This is a genomic window from Palleronia aestuarii (genome assembly GCF_003253995.1).
GTDB classification, from domain to species: Bacteria; Pseudomonadota; Alphaproteobacteria; order Rhodobacterales; family Rhodobacteraceae; genus Palleronia; species Palleronia aestuarii.
In genome coordinates this window covers 103,629-121,473 of the sequence record NZ_QKZL01000008.1, presented here as the reverse complement: position 1 = coordinate 121,473, position 17,845 = coordinate 103,629, and the positions used below count along the sequence as shown (strand labels likewise).

The window sequence follows — 17,845 nt, the reverse complement described above, 5'->3', positions numbered from 1 at the left end:
CCGCGTATCGCCTAGACTCGGCCCTGCTCCCCCGGAAGAGGGGAGGTCCGGCGCCGAGGAGCAGTTGCCATGAACGTCATCCATACCGCGGCCGTGGCCGCGCTCGTCCTGTCGTCCGTCTCGGCGGCCGCGCAGCAGGTCACCGGCGGCGAGGTCTCGCTGACCTATTCGCGCTACGCCGAGGAACAGGAGGTCTCATTCGGCGACGACGAGACCCTGTCGAGGCGGAGCCTCGCGGGCAGCGCGGAGATCGGCATCAACCGCGAGTTCAGCCTGCAGGGCGATCTCGGTTTCCACGATTTCCAGTTCATCGGAGAAACCGGCACGTCGCTCGGCCTCCATGCGATCTTCCATGCCAATCCGACCTCGTCGATCGGCGTCTTCCTCGTCACCGAATCACTCGATTCGGCGGATAACGACCTTTTCGGGATCGAGGCGGGCAGCGCGCTCGGTGCGATCGACACGGAACTCTACCTCGCGCTCGTCGATGGCGACGCGGATGGCGACGCGGTCTTCGGCCTCAAGGGGGCCTATGCCGTCACGCCGCAATTCAGCCTCGGCGCGGGCTTCGACCATATCGGGGGCGACGATCTGTCGGTTTCCCAGATCGCCCTGACGGCCGATTACGACGTGACCGACACCGTGCGCATCGCCGCCGAACTCGGGACGTCCGAGACCGATTACGACGGGTTCGAGGCGAACGACGCCTTTTTCGGCGTCACGGCCTCCTACCGCTTCGGCGCCGCGCGCGGTGCGACCTTCGAGCGGCGCGGCCTCCTCGAGCTGATCCCGGGGCTCTGATACAACCCCGGGGGTTGCCCTCGGCGTCCGGCCCCGCCATCTAGGAGGGGCCACGAACTTTCAGGACGGATCATTGTCCAGCGATACCGGCCGGATCACCGCGGTTCTCGGGCCCACCAATACCGGCAAGACGCATTACGCGATCGAGCGGATGCTGGGATACCGGACGGGGGTGATCGGCCTGCCGCTGCGCCTTCTCGCGCGCGAGGTCTATGACCGGATCGTGGCGATCAGGGGCCCCTCGGTCGTGGCACTCGTCACCGGCGAGGAACGGATCGTGCCGGAGCGGACGCAGTACTGGGTCTGCACCGTGGAGGCGATGCCGGAGGGAATGGGCACCGACTTCCTTGCCGTGGACGAGATCCAGCTTTGCGCCGATCCCGAACGCGGACACGTCTTCACCGACCGGCTGCTGCGCGCGCGGGGCACGCACGAGACGCTGCTTCTCGGGGCGGAAACGATGCGGGGCGCGATCGCGGCGCTGGTGCCGGGGGCGCATTTCCTGCGCCGGGAGCGATTCTCGACGCTGATCTATGCGGGCAGCCGGAAGATCTCGCGGATGCGGCCCCGATCGGCCATCGTCGGCTTCTCCGTCGACAACGTCTATGCCATCGCGGAACTCATCCGCCGCCAGAAGGGCGGCGCGGCCGTGGTCATGGGGGCGCTCTCGCCCCGCACGCGCAACGCGCAGGTGGAGATGTATCAGAACGGCGACGTCGATTACCTCGTCGCCACCGACGCGATCGGGATGGGGCTCAACCTCGATATCGACCACGTGGCGTTCTCGTCGCTCACGAAGTTCGACGGGCGGCGGATGCGGCACCTCGCCCCGAACGAGCTTGCGCAGATCGCGGGCCGGGCCGGGCGCTACATGTCCGACGGGACGTTCGGGGTGACGGGGGAGGCGCCGCCGCTCGACGACGGCGTGGTCGAGGCGATCACGTCGCATCGCTTCACGCCCCTCAAAACGCTGCAATGGCGCAACGCCGCGCTTCAATTCGGCACGCCCGACGCGCTCGTGGCCTCGCTCGAGGCGCGCTCCGATCACGAGCGGCTGATGCGCGCGCGGGAGGCCGACGATCTCGCGGCGCTGAAGACGCTCGCGGCGATCCCGGAAATCCGCCATGCCTGCACCTCGGCACCCGCGGTGAAGCTCCTCTGGGATGTGTGCCGAATCCCCGATTTCCGGGGCATCAGCGCGGGCGAGCACGCGAACATGCTCGAGCGGATCTTCGGCTTCCTGAAGGAGTGGGGACGCGTCCCTGACGATTGGCTGGCCCGCCAGGTCAAGCGCATCGACCGGACCGACGGCGATATCGACGCGCTGTCGAAGCGGTTGGCCTATATTCGCACATGGACCTACGTGGCGCAGCGCAAGGGCTGGGTCGACGACGAAAAGCATTGGCGCGGGGCGACCCGGGCTGTAGAAGACCGGTTGTCGGACGCGCTTCACGGAGCGCTGACCCAGAGATTCGTGGATCGGCGCACCAGCGTCCTGATGCGCAGGCTGAAGCAGAAGGAGAGCCTTTTGGCCGAGGTGAACGACAAGGGCGATGTCAGCGTCGAGGGGCAATTCGTCGGGCGGATCGAGGGATTCCGTTTCCGTCAGGATCAATCCTCCAGTCCCGACGAGGCCAAGACCCTGCGACAGGCGGCGACCGCCGCGCTCGCGCCGCAATTCCATCTGCGGGCCGACCGCTTCTACAACGCGCCGGACACGGAGATGGATTTCACCGAGCAGGGCGGCCTCATGTGGGGCGCGCAGGCGGTGGGTCGGCTCACGAAGGGCGACGATCCGCTGAAGCCCGGCGTGGTGGCCTTCGTCGACGAGGAAGCGGGCCCCGACGTGGCCGAGAAGGTGCGCCGGAGGCTGCAGCACTTCATCGACCGCAAGATCGCGGCGGCGTTCGAGCCGATTCTGGCGCTCCGCGGGGACGAATCGCTGAGCGGCCTCGCGCGCGGCTTCGCTTTCCGTCTCGTCGAGGCGATGGGCCTGATCGAGCGCGACCGCGTGGCCGGCGAGGTCAAGGAGCTCGACCAGGAGGCGCGCGGTGCGCTGCGAAAGCACGGCGTGCGGTTCGGGCAGTTCACGATCTTCCTGCCCTTGCTTCTGAAGCCCGCGCCGACGCGGCTGCGCCTCGTTCTCTGGTCGCTCGAGAAGGGGTTCGACACCTTTCCCGAGAGCCCGCCTCCCGGTCTCGTGACGATCCCCGTGGAACGGGGCCTGCCCGAGGGCACTTACCTCATGTCGGGCTATCGTCCGGCCGGTGACCGGGCGATCCGGATCGACATGTTGGAGAGGTTGGCGGACATGGTGAGAGGCCAGGATACGCGCGGGGGATTCGAGGCGAAGCCCGACATGCTTTCGATCACGGGATTGTCGCTCGAGCTTTTCGCGGGGCTGATGACGGGGCTGGGCTACCGCGCGGAGAAGGGCGAGCGGCCGAAGGTGCGCGCCGCGGACGTGCCCGATCCCGCGACCCCCGGCACGCCGGGCGGACCCGCGCCCGGGCCCGACATGCCCGAGCCGCCGATGCCGGGCGGCCCCGAGGAGGTACCGGGGCCGGGCCCCGCCGACGTGCCGGCCGACGTACCCACGGAAACGCCGCCCTCGACGCCCGATGAGCGGCCGGGCGAGGCCCCCGACGAGGGACCGCCCGCGCCCCCCACGGAAGCGCCCGACACCGATCCCGTTCCCGGCGACGTGCCCTCGATGACGGCGGGTCCCGAGGCCGCGCCCGAGATGGAGGTCTTCTATACCTTCACCTGGCGCGGGAATCGCCGGGAGAACCAACGGTCGCGTCCGCGCGGCCAGGGCCAGCGGCCGGGCGGCAAGCAGGCGAAGCGCAAGGAGGCAGCGAAACCCGCCGCACCGCGCCGCGAGCAACAGGCCAAGCCGCAGCGGCGTGAAAAGGCCATCGATCCCGACAATCCGTTCGCCGCGGCGCTGATGGGACTTCGGAACAAGTCTTGACCGCAGAGGCGGTGCCCGCGGATCGGATCCGCCTCGACAAGTGGTTGTTCTTCGCGCGCTTCTTCAAGACGCGCTCGCTCGCGGCCAAGGTGATCGAGGCGGGGGGTGTCCGCGTCAACGGGACCCGGACGACCAAGATCTCGGCCTCCGTCCGGGCGGGCGACGTCCTCACCTTTGCCCAGGGCCGGGCGATCCGCATCGTCGAGATCGTCGAGACCGGCACCCGTCGCGGCCCCGCACCGGAGGCGCAGGCGCTCTACGCCGACAGGTCTCCGCCGCCCCCGCCCGCGGCGCCGCCCGCGCCGCGTTTCGACGGTGGCGGACGGCCGACGAAGAAGGACCGCCGCGCGCTTCCCCCACGCGGACCGGACGTCGAGTAAGGGGGGCCGGGACCGCGTGTCGCGGTCGCTTGAATGATGCACGCGGCTGGTCTAGGTCAGCGGCGTAACAGACCGGACGCTTCCCATGACCTACATCGTCAACGACAATTGCATCGCCTGCAAATACACCGATTGCGTCGAGGTTTGCCCCGTGGATTGTTTCTACGAGGGCGAGAACATGCTCGTGATCCATCCCGACGAATGCATCGATTGCGGCGTCTGCGAACCGGAATGCCCGGCGGAGGCGATCCTTCCGGACACGGAGCCGGAGGCGGAGAAATGGGTGGAGTTCAACCGGAAGTATTCGGAGCTCTGGCCGGTCATCGTGACAAAGAAGGACCCTCTTCCAAATGCGGAAGAGATGGACGGCAAGGAGGGCAAGATGGAGCTCTTCTCCGAAGCGGCCGGCGAAGGCGGCTGAGGCAGCCGGCCCGGATCGTTCATTTCGCCCGCGCGGCGGTGCAGCATTATTTTCGGCGCCTGCTTCCTTCGGCGTCGAATTTGTGTTATATATTCCCAGATTGAACAAGATGTAGGCGAGCACCCGTAGAGGTTGCGTTATTCGTCGGCATCCCGGGTACGAGGCATGCGAGGCGGAGGGTCGCGTGACAGGTCGGCCCGGCCACCCGTGAGACCGCAAAGGAAGCGTTCCTGATGAGCAAGACGAAGAAGCCCGAATTCCGCGCGAACGATTATGTCGTCTATCCCGCCCATGGGGTCGGGCAGATCGTCAACATCGAGAAGCAGGAAATCGCGGGGCTCGAGCTCGAACTTTTCGTCATCTCGTTCGAGAAGGACAAGATGACCCTCCGCGTGCCCACCCACAAGGCAAGCGAAGTCGGGATGCGTGCGCTGAGCTCGCCCGACATCGTGACGAAGGCGATGACGACCCTGAAGGGCAAGGCCAAGGTCAAGAAGGCGATGTGGTCGCGCCGGGCGCAGGAATACGAGCAGAAGATCAACTCGGGCGATCTCATCGCCATCGCCGAAGTCGTGCGTGACCTGCACCGGACCGACGATCAGCGCGAGCAGAGCTATTCGGAGCGCCAGCTCTACGAGGCGGCGCTCGAGCGTCTGACTCGGGAGATCGCGGCCGTGTCGGGAGACGACGAGGTCGCGGCGCAGAAGCAGATCGATTCCGTACTGATGGGGCGCCAGGCCGCCGCCTGAGACCTCCGACCGCCGGTAGTGATGAGGGCCGCGTCCATCCGGGCGCGGCCTTTTCTCGTTGCCGTCTCAGCCGAGCATCGCAGCGAGGGCGAGGAAGGCCGCGACCTCCGCCATCTGCTGCGTCGCACCGAGGATGTCGCCTGTCTGGCCGCCGATCTTCACATGGGCGAGAAAGCCGAGAGCCATGGCTGCGGTGACGGCGGCGAGGGCGGGTACGAGGCCAGGCGGTCCGAAGAGCAGGATCGCCGTGCAGAGCGCCAGGACGAGGCCCGCGAGGCAGGCACTAGGCGTCGGGCGCCCCGTTCCGGCCGAGAGCCCGTCCGTGCGGGCCTGCGGCAGTCGGGCAATGGGCGCCATCGTCGCGCGCGAAAGCGTGGCGGCCGCGATCAGCGCCGGACCGCCGACCCCGGCGGTGACGAGGGCCGTGAGCGCGACCCAGCGCAATCCCGTGACGAAGACGAGGGCGAGCACGCCGTAGCTGCCAATGCGGCTGTCGCGCATGATCTCCAGCCGCCGTTCCCGCGTCCACCCTCCCCAGAGCCCGTCCGCGGTATCGGCAAGGCCATCCTCGTGCATCGCACCGCTCAGGAACGTGACGACGGCGAGGCCGATCCCCGCCGACGCGGCCGCGGGAAGACCGGATGCGGCCGCGATGGCGATCGCGACGGCGCCGAGGCCGCCCAGGACCAGCCCGGCGACGGGCCAGGCCCAGGCGGCGGCGGCCCCGCGGCCGAAATCGGCGTGCCGCATGGGCAGGCGCGTCAGGAGCGAGAGGGCGGCGGGGATGTCGGCGGCAAGGCGGGGCATGGGCCCCATTCTCGGGGTTTCGCCCGACGCCGCAAGCCGTCATGAAGGGTCGAGATGACGGGGGATGGCGATGTCTGAGGCGCGGTTCGGTTCGGTGGAGGATGTCGCAGACGCCTTGGCGGATCTGCAGGAACCCGACGGGCAGGCAGAGGCTGCGGCACGGGCGCGCGATGCGGTCCTGACGAAACCGCCCGGCGCACTCGGCCGACTGGAGGAGCTCGCGATCTGGTACGCCGCGTGGCGCGGCGATCCGCGGCCGGGTCTCGCGCGTCCGCAGATCGTCGTCTTCGCGGGCAATCACGGTATTGTCGGGCAGGGCGTGTCGGCCTTCCCGGCCGAGGTGACGGCGCAGATGGTTGCGAATTTCGCGGCCGGGGGCGCCGCGATCAACCAGCTCGCCCGGACCTTCGGCGCGTCGCTCGACGTGCATCCGCTCGACCTCGACCGGCCCACGGCGGATTTCACCCAAGGCCCGGCGATGAGCGAGCAGGAATGTCTTGCCGCGCTCTCTACGGGCTGGGCGGCTGTGGCGGACGATGCCGATCTTCTCGTCGTGGGCGAGATGGGGATCGGCAACACCACGTCCGCCGCGGCGCTCGCCTGCGCGCTCTGGGGGGGTGCGGCGGCGGACTGGACCGGGCGCGGCACCGGGCTCGACGATACCGCGCTCTCGGCCAAGGCCGGGATCGTGAGCCGCGGGCTGGAGCGGAACGCGACGCTCCTGGGCGATCCCATGGGCGCCCTCCGCGCGGTCGGGGGACGGGAGCTCGCGGCGATGGCGGGCGCGATCCTGCGCGCGCGGCACGCGCGGATCCCCGTGATCCTCGACGGGTTCATCTGCACCGCCGCGGCCTCGGTCTGGGAAAAGGCGCGTCCCGGCGCGCTCGATCACTGCGTCGCGGGCCATCTTTCCGCGGAAGGGGGGCATGGCAGGCTGCTCGCCGCGATCGGCAAGCCGCCCCTCCTTTCGCTCGGGCTGAGGCTCGGCGAGGGGTCGGGCGCGGCGCTCGCGGTCGGTGTCCTGCAAGGCGCGCTCGCCTGCCATTCGGGCATGGCCACCTTCGCGGAGGCCGGGGTAACGGACGGCTGACGGGCTCTCTCGTCAGGCCGCACTCTCCGTCTCGTCGTCGTCATCGTCATTCCCGCCGCGACGCATTTCGTCGTATTTCGCGGAGAGCGCGCTTTCGAGGTCGTTGTCGAGCGCCTTCGCCCGTTCCATGTAGGCCGCGTTGCGCGAGATCGGAACGCCGGGCTGCCAGAGTTCCGCGAGTTCGCGCAGGGCGGAGCGGTCGACCCGGAAGAACGCCTTCTCGAGCTCCGCCGCCTCGAACTCGCTGAGCCCGATATTCTCGAGCACGTAGCGACCGGCCCGGAGCGAGCTGTCGAAGACCTCCCGCACGATGTCGTCGGCCCCGGCGCGGTAGAGGGCATAGACGTGGTTGCGGTCGTAGGCGCGGGCGATGATGTGCAGGTCCGGGCGGGTCTTGCGGGCATATTCCACGAGCGCCGTGACGTTCTTCGGCTGATCCATCGCGACGACGAGAACCTTGGCGGTATCGAGCCCCGCGGCATGGAGCAGTTCCGGACGGGTCGGGTCGCCGAAGAAGCCCTTGAAGCCGAACTTCCGCATGAGCTGGATCGTGTCGAGGTCGTGGTCGAGCACGGTCGTGTCGAAGCCCGCGAGCTGTAGCATCCGGTTCACGACCTGGCCGAAGCGGCCGATCCCGGCGATGATGACGGGCGCCTGCTCGTCGATCTCGTCGGCAGGCGGCTGCTCCTTTTCGGGCTCGGTGACGCGCTTCGAGATCTGCTCGAAGACGATGAAGAAGAGCGGCGTGATCAGCATCGAGAGTGCGACGACGAGCAGCAGCAGTTCCGCGAGCTCCTGCCCCAGCACGTTGGTCTGCAGCGAGAAGGAGACGAGCACGAAGCCGAATTCGCCAGCCTGCGCGAGGCCGAGCGTGAAGAGCCAGCGATCGCGCGTGTCGAGTTTGAAGAGGATGGCGAGGCAGTAGAGCACGATGCCCTTCACGAGCATCATCCCGAGCGTGAGGGCGAGGATCGAGACCGGTGCGCTCCAGAGCGTCGTGAAGGAGATGCCCGCGCCGACGGTGATGAAGAAGAGCCCGAGGAGCAGCCCCTTGAAGGGCTCGATGTCCGATTCGAGCTCGTGGCGGAATTCCGAGTTGGCGAGGACGACGCCCGCGAGGAAGGTGCCGAGCGCGGGGGAGAGGCCGACGATGCTCATGACGAAGGCGATGGAGATCACGATCAGGAGCGCCAGGGCGGTGTAGAGTTCGCGGAGCCGCGCGCGGTGGATGTAGCGAAAGACCGGGCGCGTGCCGAAGATCCCCGCCACGATGATCGCCCCGATCGCCCCGATCGTGATGAGGGTCAGCGCCCAGCCCGGCATCGAATCGAGAAGCGAGACGGCGGCCTCCGCATGGTTGCCGGCGGTCGTGTCGGGAATATCCTCCGCGCCGTGCCCTCCGGTCGCGGCGGAATGACCGCCCACCGCGAGAAGCGGCAGAAGCGCCAGCATCGGAATGACCGCGATATCCTGCGTGAGCAGGACGGAGAAGGAGGATCGCCCGCCCGCCGTCCGCATCAGCCGCTTCTCGTTGAGAGTCTGGAGCACGATGGCGGTGGAGCTCAGCGCGAAGATCATGCTGATCGCGATGGCCGAATTCAGATCCTGTCCCAGAACGAGCGCCGCGCCCGCGACGAGCGCCATGGTGAGCACGACCTGGCTCCCGCCCAGCCCGATCAGACGATGGCGCATGTCCCAGAGCGCCTTCGGCTCGAGCTCGAGGCCGATGAGGAACAGCATCATCACGACGCCGAATTCCGCGAAATGCTTCAGATCCTCCGTCTCCGAGCCGACGAGGCCGAAGACCGGGCCGATCAGGATGCCGGCGGCGAGATAGCCGAGCACGGAGCCGAGGCCGAGCCGAGCGGCCAGCGGAACCGCGATCACCGCCGCGGCGAGATAGACCGTGGCCTGGAACAGGAAGGATTCCATTTCAACTCTCGATTGTAAGATGTGGCGTCCAGAATGCGTACTGGACCGTGGTCATGCAAGCCTGTCGCGCTATCCGCCGGGCAATTGCAGGGGGATCGCCATCCCGTCGCGGACATAGGTCAGGCTCTCGCTCCCGATCTCGCTCACTTGCCCGCCATCGATCCGATCGCCGACGCTGACCTTCTCGAACCTCCCGTTGGGCAGCTGCACCAGCGCGCGCCGGTTCGAGGGCGAGCCGAAGACGCCGATGAGGCTCGCCCCGCCCCGGACGAGCGCGGGCGCGGTCATCGCGAGATCGCGGCTCGACCTGTCGGGGGTCGTGGCGGGCGGAGAGATCACGAGGTCGCCCGGCCGGCCGCGCGGCGCGAGCGAGCGGGCGATGGCGCCCGTCGGATCGATCTCCGCCGGTGGTTCGGGCGTGGCGATCGCCGCGGCGATCGCGGCCGATACCGCATCGCTGTCGGTCGAGGGTTCGGGTAACGCCGACATCTCCGCGGGCCGCCGGGCCGGACGCGCGGGAGGCGCGTTCTCCACGATCACCGGGCTGTCCGGAGCCGTCAGCGTAAGTGGCGCGGCATCGGTTCCCGCCGGCCCCGCGGGATCGGGGTCGAGCGCCGTCTCGTCGCGCGTGGCGGGACCTTGCGGTCGCGCGGGCGGCGTGACCGGAGGCGCGCCTTCGATTACTGGGATCGCGGCAGGAACCGGCGCGGCCGCATCGCGGCGCGGTGCGGGCGGCGGGCGAACCGGAGGGGGGCCATCGGTCACGACGATCTCGGTCTCGGCAGGCGCCGCCGGTGCAGGAGCGCCGTCCGGGCTAGGGCCCGACGTCTCGGTCTCGGGCGCATCCGGCTCTCTCGTTTCCTCCGGCAGGGCGTCGTCGAGCGCCGCAGCGACGGCGCTCTCGTCTTCCGGCACCGCGGCGGTATCGCGCGGAGGCGGAGCCTGGTCCGGCTGCGCGACGCCCTCGGCGGATGCCGGGGGCTCCACCGTTCCCTCGGGATTGCCGCGATCCTCCGCATCGGATTTAGGGCGCTCCTGCGGCGGCGGGGAGAGGAGTGCGCCGGGCTGGGCGGGGGACGCTTCCGGTGCGGCGAGCGACAGGGTGACGGGATCGGTGCGCAGGACCGGGTCGCGCATTCCGTCGCCCACCTCGCCCGGATTGTCGTCGCCGGGTATGTCTGGTCGTCCCGGAACGGCATCCTCCACGCCGGTCGCGGCGTAGCGTCCCGTGTCGGGCGCGCCCCCGGGTCGGTTCAGCGGATCGTTGGGCGCGATCCGTTCCGGATCGGGCGGAGCCTCTGCGGGCGGCGCCTCGACCGGCTCGGTGCCGGTTGGTGCGGTCGGCTCTTCGACCGGGACGGATCGAGCCGTGTCGGATGACGGCAGGGGCGCATCCTCGGTGGCGATCACTTCCGGCTCCGGCGGCGCGGCGAGGAAGAACGACCAGGCGAGGAATCCGAACAGGATCAGGGCGGCGATCGCGGGCAGGGCGAGGCCGGATGTCCGGCTCGACGCGCTCTTCCGCCCGCCGCGCGAGGCGTTGGCGGCGGGGATGGCGCGGGGCGACGGGCGCGGGATGGCGCGATCGGGCTTTTTCCCCGCGTGCTCCCCGGAACCGGGACCGGCGGGGCCGCGCGGTGCTGGAACGAAGGGCGCGGGCTCCTCCGCGAAATGCCCCGCGCCGGTTTCGGTGCCGACCGGAAGGACCGGTGTCGCGGTCGGAAGCGGCGTCTGCTCTCCCGTTTGCGGAGGAGTTGCCGGTCCGACCCCGTCCGGCGCAGCGGGCCGCCCCGATGCGGAACCGAAATCGGGGGCCGTGTCGAAGAGCCCCGGCTGCGGCTCCCCGGCGAAACCGCGCGGATCGAAGCCGTGGGCGCGCGCGAAGCTTTCCGCCTCGGCCAGCGTCTCCCGCGCGACGGCCGCGACGTGGGACTGCCCCGCCTCGCCGGGGTGCCAGTCGAAGACGAGATCGTCGAGCGCATAGGGCGTGAGCCCGTCGAGCGCCGCGCCGATCGTCGCCGCATCGGTGCCCTCGATGCGCGTGTAGAGCACTTCGGAGGCCGGGATCGTCACGATCGTCTCGACCGGGCCGCCGGCCCGTGCCTCCGCATCGCGGCGCAGGGCATCGAGGCGCGACTCGAAATCGGGCGCGTCGAGGGCGATCTCTCCCATCACGGCCTCCCCGTCCGCGCCGCGCTGGCGCAGCCGGATCCCGTCATGGGTCAGGTCGAGCAGGAATGTCGTCTTCATGTCAGGCTTTTACCGTGAGACGTGATTTGCCGTGAACGCAATCTCTTGATCATGGTACTGACGGCGTTCCCGGCCAGCAAGTTCGGGGCGCAGCTTCCGCCCATGCGGGCATTTCGGCCACGGCCGGGCAAGAGGAGAAGAGCGGGATGAGAAGGCTTCTGAGGATCGTCGCGACGGGGGCGTTGCTCGCAGCGCCGCTGGCCGCGACCGCGCAGGAGAATGGCGGCGCGGTGATCGTGGTCACCGGAGAGGGCCGGGCGACGGCCGCGCCTGACATGGCGCTCCTGTCGCTCGGCGTGGTGGCCGAGGGAGAGACGGCCGCCGATGCGGTCGCGGGCGTGTCCGAGAACCTTTCCCCCGTCCTTGCCGCGTTGCGGGACGGAGGTATCGCGGAGGCGGATTTGCAGACGACGGGTATCTCGGTCGTCCCCGTCTATTCCGCGCCGGGCCCCGATGAACAGACCGCGCCGCGGATCGCCTCCTACGAGGCGTCGAGCGACCTGTCCGCGGTCCTGCGCGACCTCGACACCGTGGGGGCGCTTCTCGATGCGGCGATCGCGGCGGGGGCGAACCGGGTCGGCGGGTTCCGCCTCGACATCACAGACGACGCGGCCCTCGCCGACGCGGCGTTGCAAGGCGCGGTCGGGGATGCCCGGCGCAAGGCGGAAGCGGTGGCCGACGCGGCGGGCCAGTCGCTCGGCGCCATTCTCGAGATCCGGGAAGCCGGGCCGGATGGCGGCCCCGGCCCGATGATGGAGATGCGTGCCAGCGCCATGCCGATCGCGGCGGGCGTGATCGAACGCCGCGCCACCGTCACGATCCGCTTCGCCATCGGATCCTGAACGCCCTCAGGCGGTGGCCTTCGCGAGCGCCTGATCGAGATCCGCGATGAGGTCGTCCGCATCCTCGATCCCGATCGAGACGCGGACGACCTCCGGCGGTGCCCCGGCCGCAACCTGCTGGTTCGCATCGAGCTGGCGATGCGTGGTGGAGGCGGAATGGATGATCAGGCTCTTCGCATCGCCGAGATTGGCCACGTGGCTGAAGATCTCCACCGCGTCGATGAGCTTCACGCAGGAATCGTAGCCGCCCTTGACCGCGAAGGTGAAGAGCGCCCCGGCGCCGCGCGGGCAGATCTTCTCCACCCGCGAATGATAGGGCGAGGAGGGGAGGCCCGCATAGGTGACGTAATCGACGCGGGGGTCCTTCTCCAGCCAGTTCGCGATCTTCACGGCGTTCTCCACGTGCCGCGCCATCCGCAGGCTCAGCGTCTCGATCCCCATGAGGGTGTAATGCGCGGCCTGCGGGTTCATCGTCATGCCGAGATCGCGCAGCCCGATCGCCACGCCGTGGAAGGTGAAGGCCATCTTGCCGAAGGTCTCGTGGAACTTGAGGCCGTGGTAGGCGGGCTCCGGCTCCGAGAGCGACGGGAACTTGCCGGAGGCCGACCAGTCGAACGTGCCGCTGTCGACGACCACGCCGCCGGTCACTGTGCCGTTGCCGGTGAGATACTTCGTCGTAGAGTGGACGACGAGCGTCGCGCCATGCTCGAACGGGCGGCAAAGCCAGGGCGTGGCGGAGGTGTTGTCCACGATGAGCGGCAGCCCCGCCTCCCGCGCTACCTCCGCCACGGCGTCGAGATCGGTGATGTAGCCGCCGGGATTGGCGATGCTCTCGCAGAAGACCGCGCGGGTGTCGTCGTCGATGGCCGCACGGATCGCGTCGAGGTCGTCGAAATCGACGAAGGTCGCCGACCAGCCGAAGCGCCGGATGGTCTGCGTCATCTGCGTGACCGTTCCACCATAGAGACGGGTCGACACGACGACGTTCCGGCCCGGGGCCATCAGGGGGAAGAGCGCCATGATCTGCGCGGCGTGTCCGGAGGAACAGCCGATCGCCCCCACGCCGCCCTCGAGTGCTGCCACGCGCTGCTGCAACGCCCCCACCGTGGGGTTCGTCAGCCGCGAGTAGATGTAGCCCACCTCCTCGAGATTGAAGAGGCGTGCGGCATGATCGGCGTCGCGAAAGACGAAGGCGGTCGATTGGTAGATCGGAACCTGCCGTGCCCCCGTCGTCGGATCGGGCCCTGCGCCCGCATGGATTTGCAGCGTGTCGAAACCCTTCGCCAGATCGCTCATCTTGTTTCCTCCCTTGGGTAATTGCGCCGGGGATCCGGGCGCGTGGATGGGCGCGGCCGCCGCCGCGCCCGCTGTCAGACGTTCGCCACGCTCTGCGTCGTGTAGGGGGTCCGGTCGCCGGGGCCGTCGCGGGTAATCACGCTGAAGGCGCCGTCGGTCTCGAGGATCACCGCCTCGACGTTCTCGGGCGTGTTGGCGGGGCTCGTCCGGATCACGGTCATGAGCTCTCCCTCCGTCACCCGCTCGCGCCGGAGTGCCGCGTGCAGCACCTCGCCCCGATGCATGAGGAGCGTCGATTCGGATCGTACCAGTCGGTCGATCGCGCGGGACCGGACCGAGGCGTACGCCACGAGCCATTGCAGCGCGATGAGCGTGGCGAACGCCGCGAGACCCTCGATCAGCGGAGTCGATTTCGACAGGATCGTGGAGGCGAGCGTCGACCCGAGCGCCACGGTCACGATGAAGTCGAAGGCGTTGAGTTTTGCGAGCGTGCGTTTGCCCGAGATGCGGATCATCACGACCACGGCCGCGTAGGCGAAGAGGCACAGGAGCGCGACGCGCCCGATCCCGGCAAGGCTGTCGATGAAGACGGGCATGGCGGCCTCCGTTCTGGGCGTCCTCCTCCCAATGCAGCCTTCGGGCGGCGGGTTCAATGCCGACGCCTGTCCGCGATCCGTCCGGCACTCCCCGACCGGCGCCTGCGAAGCGCCAGTGAAGCGATCTACCGGTCCCCGTCGCGCGCGTGCCTGGCGACCGCGCGGCGCAGGGCATCGACGGTGCCGCCGTCGCTCATCGTATGCCCGGCCTGCGGAATGCCGACGATCCGCGCCGTCGGCCAGGCCCGCGCGAGCGCATGCGCCGTCGCGGGAGGGCAGAGGAGGTCGTAGCGGGGCTGGATCAGCGTTCCCGGAAGGCCCTCGAGCCGTTGTGCGCGGTGCAGGATCTCGTTCGGTTCGAGGAAGCAGTCGTGGCTGAAATAATGAGCCTCCAGAAACGGGCTTACGGGCAGCGGGCCGGGGGTGTCGGCCAGGGCGTCGGGGGAAAGCCGTGTCGTCCGGGGTTGAAACTCCGACAGGATGCGTTCCGTGGCGTACCAGGCGCGAGCCGCACGTCGATGCACGGCCGGATCGGGATCGAGGATCCGCGCCCAGTAGGCATCGAGCGGGCGGGAACGCTCACCGGGCGGAAGCTCCGCCAGGAAGTCCTCGTGCAGCTCCGGATGGAAGCGGGGCAACGTCTCGCAGAAGGCCGTCTCGATCTCCGCGCGGGTGCCGAGGAACACGGAGCGCAGGACGAGCCCGCGAACGTGCTCCGGATGGCGTTCGGCGTAGGCGAGGGCGAGCGTCGCCCCCCAGGAGCCGCCGACGACGAGCCAGTCCGCGATGCCGAAGCGCGTACGAAGCCGTTCGATATCGGCGATCAGGTGGGCGGTGGTGTTGTGCTCCCGCCCGCCCCGGGGCCGACTCCGCCCCGCGCCGCGCTGGTCGAAGAGCACGACGCGGTAGCGCTGCGTGTCGAAGAGCTGACGGAAGCCCGGATGCGATCCGCTGCCCGGTCCGCCATGCAGGACGATGGCGGCAAGCCCGTCCTCGGGGCCCGAAACCTCCACATAGAGGGAATGGCCATCGCCGACATCGACATGGCCGGCAAAGCTCGGCGCCGCCGGATGAGCGTGATCGGCCTGCATCGCGCGGGAGGGATCGCGTCCGGACGGCGTTTCCGGCGTCTAGCCCTGTGCGTCCGCGGTGACGATCGCCGTTCCGCGCGACGGGGATTGGGACGTGCCGGAGGAGGTGGGGGATTTCGTGTTGAGCGGATCGTCGCGCCGGGCAACCGATCCCTCGAAATGCGCGCCGGATTCGATGGCGATGGTCTTATGGATGATGTCGCCTTCCACCCGCGCGGTGGAGGTCAGGCGGACCTTCAATCCGCGCACGCAGCCGACGACGCGGCCGTTGACCACGACATCGTCTGCCATCACCTCGCCCTTGATCGTCGCGGCCTCGCCCACGGTGAGCAGGTGCGCCCGGATGTCGCCTTCGACCTGACCCTCGATCTGGATGTCACCGGTGGTCTTGAGGTTGCCCTTGATGATCAGGTCCGACGACAGGACCGACGCGGCGGGCTTCGATTTCGGCGCGGGTACGGGCATGTCGTTTCCCAAGCGGGAGGGGGCAAGCGCGGGATCGGGATCGGCGCCGGGGGCCGTTTCGCCCATCTGCTTCGGACCAGGCTCGTTGATCTTGCTCTTAGAAAACATCCTGCGCGGCCTTGATGTAGGTCATCGGGTTGACGGGCTTGCCCACCACGCGGATCTCGTAGTGGAGATGCGTGCCGGTCGAGCGGCCTGTATTGCCCATATCACCGATGCGGTCCCCGCGCGATACCCTTTGGCCCACGTTCACGCGAACCTTCGACATGTGTGCGTATCGTGTCTCTATGCCGAATTCGTGCTGGATCTTCACGAGGTTGCCGTAGCCCGATTGCCGCCCGGCGAAGATCACGACGCCGTCCGCCGTGGAATAGATCGGCGTGCCATGCGCCGCGGCGAAATCTGTGCCCTCGTGCATGCGGCCCCATCGCGGCCCGAAGCCCGAGGTGAAGCGGAAGGCAGCCTGGATCGGCAGCGCGAAGGGCGCCTTCTGCGCGGCGATCCGGTAGAGGTTCATCCGGTCGAGCCGCTCCAGGATCGAATTCGCCCGCAGGCTGTCCTCGTCCGGGCCGGAACCCTTCGTAGAGAAGCTCATCGGCGTGAGCGGTCCGCCCTGACCGGAATAGCCCGCGCGCACCGTGTTCAGGAGATCGTCGGTCGAAAGACCCGCGGCGGTGAACATCTTGTCGAGCGGCTCCACGGAGATGCTGAGCGCGTCCTCGAGCTGCGAGAAGATCTTCGCGTTGCGATCCTCGGCGAGCTTCGCCTCCAGGATAAGCTCCTCTGCGAAATCCTCCGCGTCACGGGCCTCGTCGGCAAGGGCGTCGCGCTGCCCGGCCGTCGCGTTCAGGGCGGAGGCGAGTACGTCGACGGTCGTCTCGACGTCGTCGATCCGGGCGATCTCGGTGCCGGATTTTCCGTCTCCGTTCAGCGCGACGGAGAGTTCCTCCGCCTCGGTCATCGCGGCATCGCGTTCGGCGATGGCCGTGCGCAGCGTGCCATGCGTCGCATCGAGGCCGCGTGTCAGTTCCTCGCGCCGGGTCTCGGAAACCAGGAGCTGCGTCTGCATCTCGCTGACTTGCTCGAGCGCGGCGGTGAAGCGTTCCTGTGCCGCCCGCGCATCCGCGAGCGCCTGGTCGCGTTCCCCAGATATGCCGTTAAGCCGCTCCTCGAAAAGCGCGCGCTCGCGCTGAGTCTGATCGCGGAGATGATCGGTCCCGATCCCGTCGACGAGGATCATGGAGGTCGCGACGATCGTCCAGCCGACGACGAGCGCCATGCCCGACAGGGCAAGGAACTGCGTGGCGGGGGAAAGGCGCACGAAGCGCGTCTCCGTATCGGTTCTCAGGAAAAGTCGTTTCTCGGGAAAGGCGCGCGCGATCGCGCCGCCCGGAAGGCGTCCGTTGCTCACTTGGTCTCTGCCCCTCTGCTGTCTTGGTGCAGCACTGGTATGGTTTTTGCTACCTGCGTATTGCGTACCGGGGCAAGCTGTGCGGAGCAAGAAATTATGGTTAACTGAATCGTAAGAAAGCCGTTCCAGCCGCGAATCGGCATGAATTCGCCGATCGCGACCGAGGCCGGATGATTTGCCGGGAACCCCAGCAAAACCACATGTCAGAGAGCCTTCACCGCCTCGAGCACCTCTTCCACGTGCCCCGGAACCTTGACCTTGCGCCATTCGCGCTCGACCCGGCCCGAACCGTCGACGAGGAAGGTCGATCGCTCGATCCCCATATGAGTCTTGCCGTACATCTTCTTCTCGACCCAGACGCCGTACCGCTCGCAGACATCGCCGGCCGCGTCCGACAGGAGCGCGATGCCGAGGCCGTGCTTGTCGCGGAACTTGTCGTGCTGCGCCACGCTGTCCTTCGAGATCCCGAGGATCGTCGCCCCCGCCGCTTCGAACTCCGCGGCCCGGGCGGTGAAATCGAGCGCTTCCGCGGTGCAGCCCGACGTGTCGTCGCGCGGGTAGAAGTAGAGGATCACCGGGCCGTCGATCTCCGAAAGCGTAACGGTGCCGTCGCCGTCGCGCGGCAGGGTGAAGCCCGGGGCAGGTTCGTTCGTCAGGTCCATCATTCTCTCCTCGAAACAGGGCGCCGGATCTTTCTAGGCCGATTGCGGGGAATGAAAACCTGCCCCCCTTCCTGCCGC

General features: G+C 68.7%; 16 protein-coding genes. 7 read left to right on the top strand and 9 right to left on the bottom strand.

Annotated features, from left to right (window positions below; all coding sequences use genetic code 11):
- The first annotated feature begins 69 nt into the window (after positions 1-69).
- The 5 genes from LX81_RS11405 to LX81_RS11385 all read left to right on the top strand — a co-directional run bounded on the left by LX81_RS11405 (position 70) and on the right by LX81_RS11385 (position 5,325).
- Positions 70-801: a hypothetical protein gene (locus LX81_RS11405; RefSeq protein ID WP_111537445.1), complete on the top strand. Its 732-nt coding sequence runs from the start codon at positions 70-72 to the stop codon at positions 799-801.
- A 73-nt stretch (positions 802-874) separates the two neighbouring features.
- Positions 875-3,775: a helicase-related protein gene (locus LX81_RS11400; RefSeq protein ID WP_234822583.1), complete on the top strand. Its 2,901-nt coding sequence runs from the start codon at positions 875-877 to the stop codon at positions 3,773-3,775.
- Positions 3,772-4,155, top strand: coding sequence for an RNA-binding S4 domain-containing protein (locus LX81_RS11395; RefSeq protein ID WP_234822582.1), 384 nt, complete (start codon positions 3,772-3,774; stop codon positions 4,153-4,155). The genes LX81_RS11400 and LX81_RS11395 overlap by 4 nt, the downstream gene beginning before the upstream one ends.
- A gap of 85 nt (positions 4,156-4,240) precedes the next feature.
- Complete coding sequence (gene fdxA, locus LX81_RS11390; protein ID WP_111537444.1) at positions 4,241-4,576, top strand: ferredoxin FdxA; 336 nt, start codon at positions 4,241-4,243, stop codon at positions 4,574-4,576.
- 233 nt (positions 4,577-4,809) lie between these two features.
- Complete coding sequence (locus LX81_RS11385) at positions 4,810-5,325, top strand: CarD family transcriptional regulator (protein WP_111537443.1); 516 nt, start codon at positions 4,810-4,812, stop codon at positions 5,323-5,325.
- A 66-nt stretch (positions 5,326-5,391) separates the two neighbouring features.
- On the opposite strand, the gene cobS is transcribed toward LX81_RS11385, so the two are convergent.
- Positions 5,392-6,132 carry an adenosylcobinamide-GDP ribazoletransferase gene (gene cobS / locus LX81_RS11380; RefSeq protein ID WP_111537442.1) on the bottom strand — a complete coding sequence of 247 codons (741 nt, stop codon included), beginning with the start codon at positions 6,130-6,132 and terminating at the stop codon, positions 5,392-5,394.
- Positions 6,133-6,202: 70 nt separating this feature from the next.
- On the opposite strand from cobS, the gene cobT reads away from it, so the two are divergent.
- Positions 6,203-7,222 carry a nicotinate-nucleotide--dimethylbenzimidazole phosphoribosyltransferase gene (gene cobT, locus LX81_RS11375; protein ID WP_373280280.1) on the top strand — a complete coding sequence of 340 codons (1,020 nt, stop codon included), beginning with the start codon at positions 6,203-6,205 and terminating at the stop codon, positions 7,220-7,222.
- Between the two features lie 12 nt (positions 7,223-7,234).
- Here the strand turns inward: cobT and LX81_RS11370 are convergent, their stop codons facing one another.
- Complete coding sequence (locus tag LX81_RS11370; protein WP_111537440.1) at positions 7,235-9,154, bottom strand: monovalent cation:proton antiporter-2 (CPA2) family protein; 1,920 nt, start codon at positions 9,152-9,154, stop codon at positions 7,235-7,237.
- Positions 9,155-9,223: 69 nt separating this feature from the next.
- Positions 9,224-11,404 carry a hypothetical protein gene (locus LX81_RS11365; protein WP_111537439.1) on the bottom strand — a complete coding sequence of 727 codons (2,181 nt, stop codon included), beginning with the start codon at positions 11,402-11,404 and terminating at the stop codon, positions 9,224-9,226.
- A 146-nt stretch (positions 11,405-11,550) separates the two neighbouring features.
- On the opposite strand from LX81_RS11365, the gene LX81_RS11360 reads away from it, so the two are divergent.
- Positions 11,551-12,246, top strand: coding sequence for an SIMPL domain-containing protein (locus LX81_RS11360; protein ID WP_111537438.1), 696 nt, complete (start codon positions 11,551-11,553; stop codon positions 12,244-12,246).
- 6 nt (positions 12,247-12,252) lie between these two features.
- On the opposite strand, the gene LX81_RS11355 is transcribed toward LX81_RS11360, so the two are convergent.
- The 6 genes from LX81_RS11355 to LX81_RS11330 form a co-directional block, all read right to left on the bottom strand.
- Positions 12,253-13,542 (bottom strand): O-acetylhomoserine aminocarboxypropyltransferase/cysteine synthase family protein, encoded by a 1,290-nt coding sequence (locus LX81_RS11355; RefSeq protein ID WP_111537437.1) that lies wholly within the window; start codon positions 13,540-13,542, stop codon positions 12,253-12,255.
- Positions 13,543-13,616: 74 nt separating this feature from the next.
- On the bottom strand, positions 13,617-14,138 hold the full coding sequence (locus LX81_RS11350) for a DUF421 domain-containing protein (protein ID WP_111537436.1): 522 nt from the start codon (positions 14,136-14,138) through the stop codon (positions 13,617-13,619).
- A gap of 125 nt (positions 14,139-14,263) precedes the next feature.
- The gene (gene pip, locus LX81_RS11345) at positions 14,264-15,229 is read right to left on the bottom strand and encodes a prolyl aminopeptidase (RefSeq protein WP_111537435.1); all 966 of its coding nucleotides are present in this window, start codon (positions 15,227-15,229) and stop codon (positions 14,264-14,266) included.
- Positions 15,230-15,268: 39 nt separating this feature from the next.
- Entirely contained in the window at positions 15,269-15,802 is a 534-nt protein-coding gene (locus tag LX81_RS11340; protein ID WP_111537434.1) for a bactofilin family protein, read from the bottom strand.
- On the bottom strand, positions 15,792-17,105 hold the full coding sequence (locus tag LX81_RS11335; protein ID WP_234822581.1) for a M23 family metallopeptidase: 1,314 nt from the start codon (positions 17,103-17,105) through the stop codon (positions 15,792-15,794). The genes LX81_RS11340 and LX81_RS11335 overlap by 11 nt, the downstream gene beginning before the upstream one ends.
- Positions 17,106-17,308: 203 nt before the next feature.
- Positions 17,309-17,767, bottom strand: coding sequence for a peroxiredoxin (locus LX81_RS11330; RefSeq protein ID WP_373280279.1), 459 nt, complete (start codon positions 17,765-17,767; stop codon positions 17,309-17,311).
- Between the last annotated feature and the right edge of the window lie 78 nt (positions 17,768-17,845).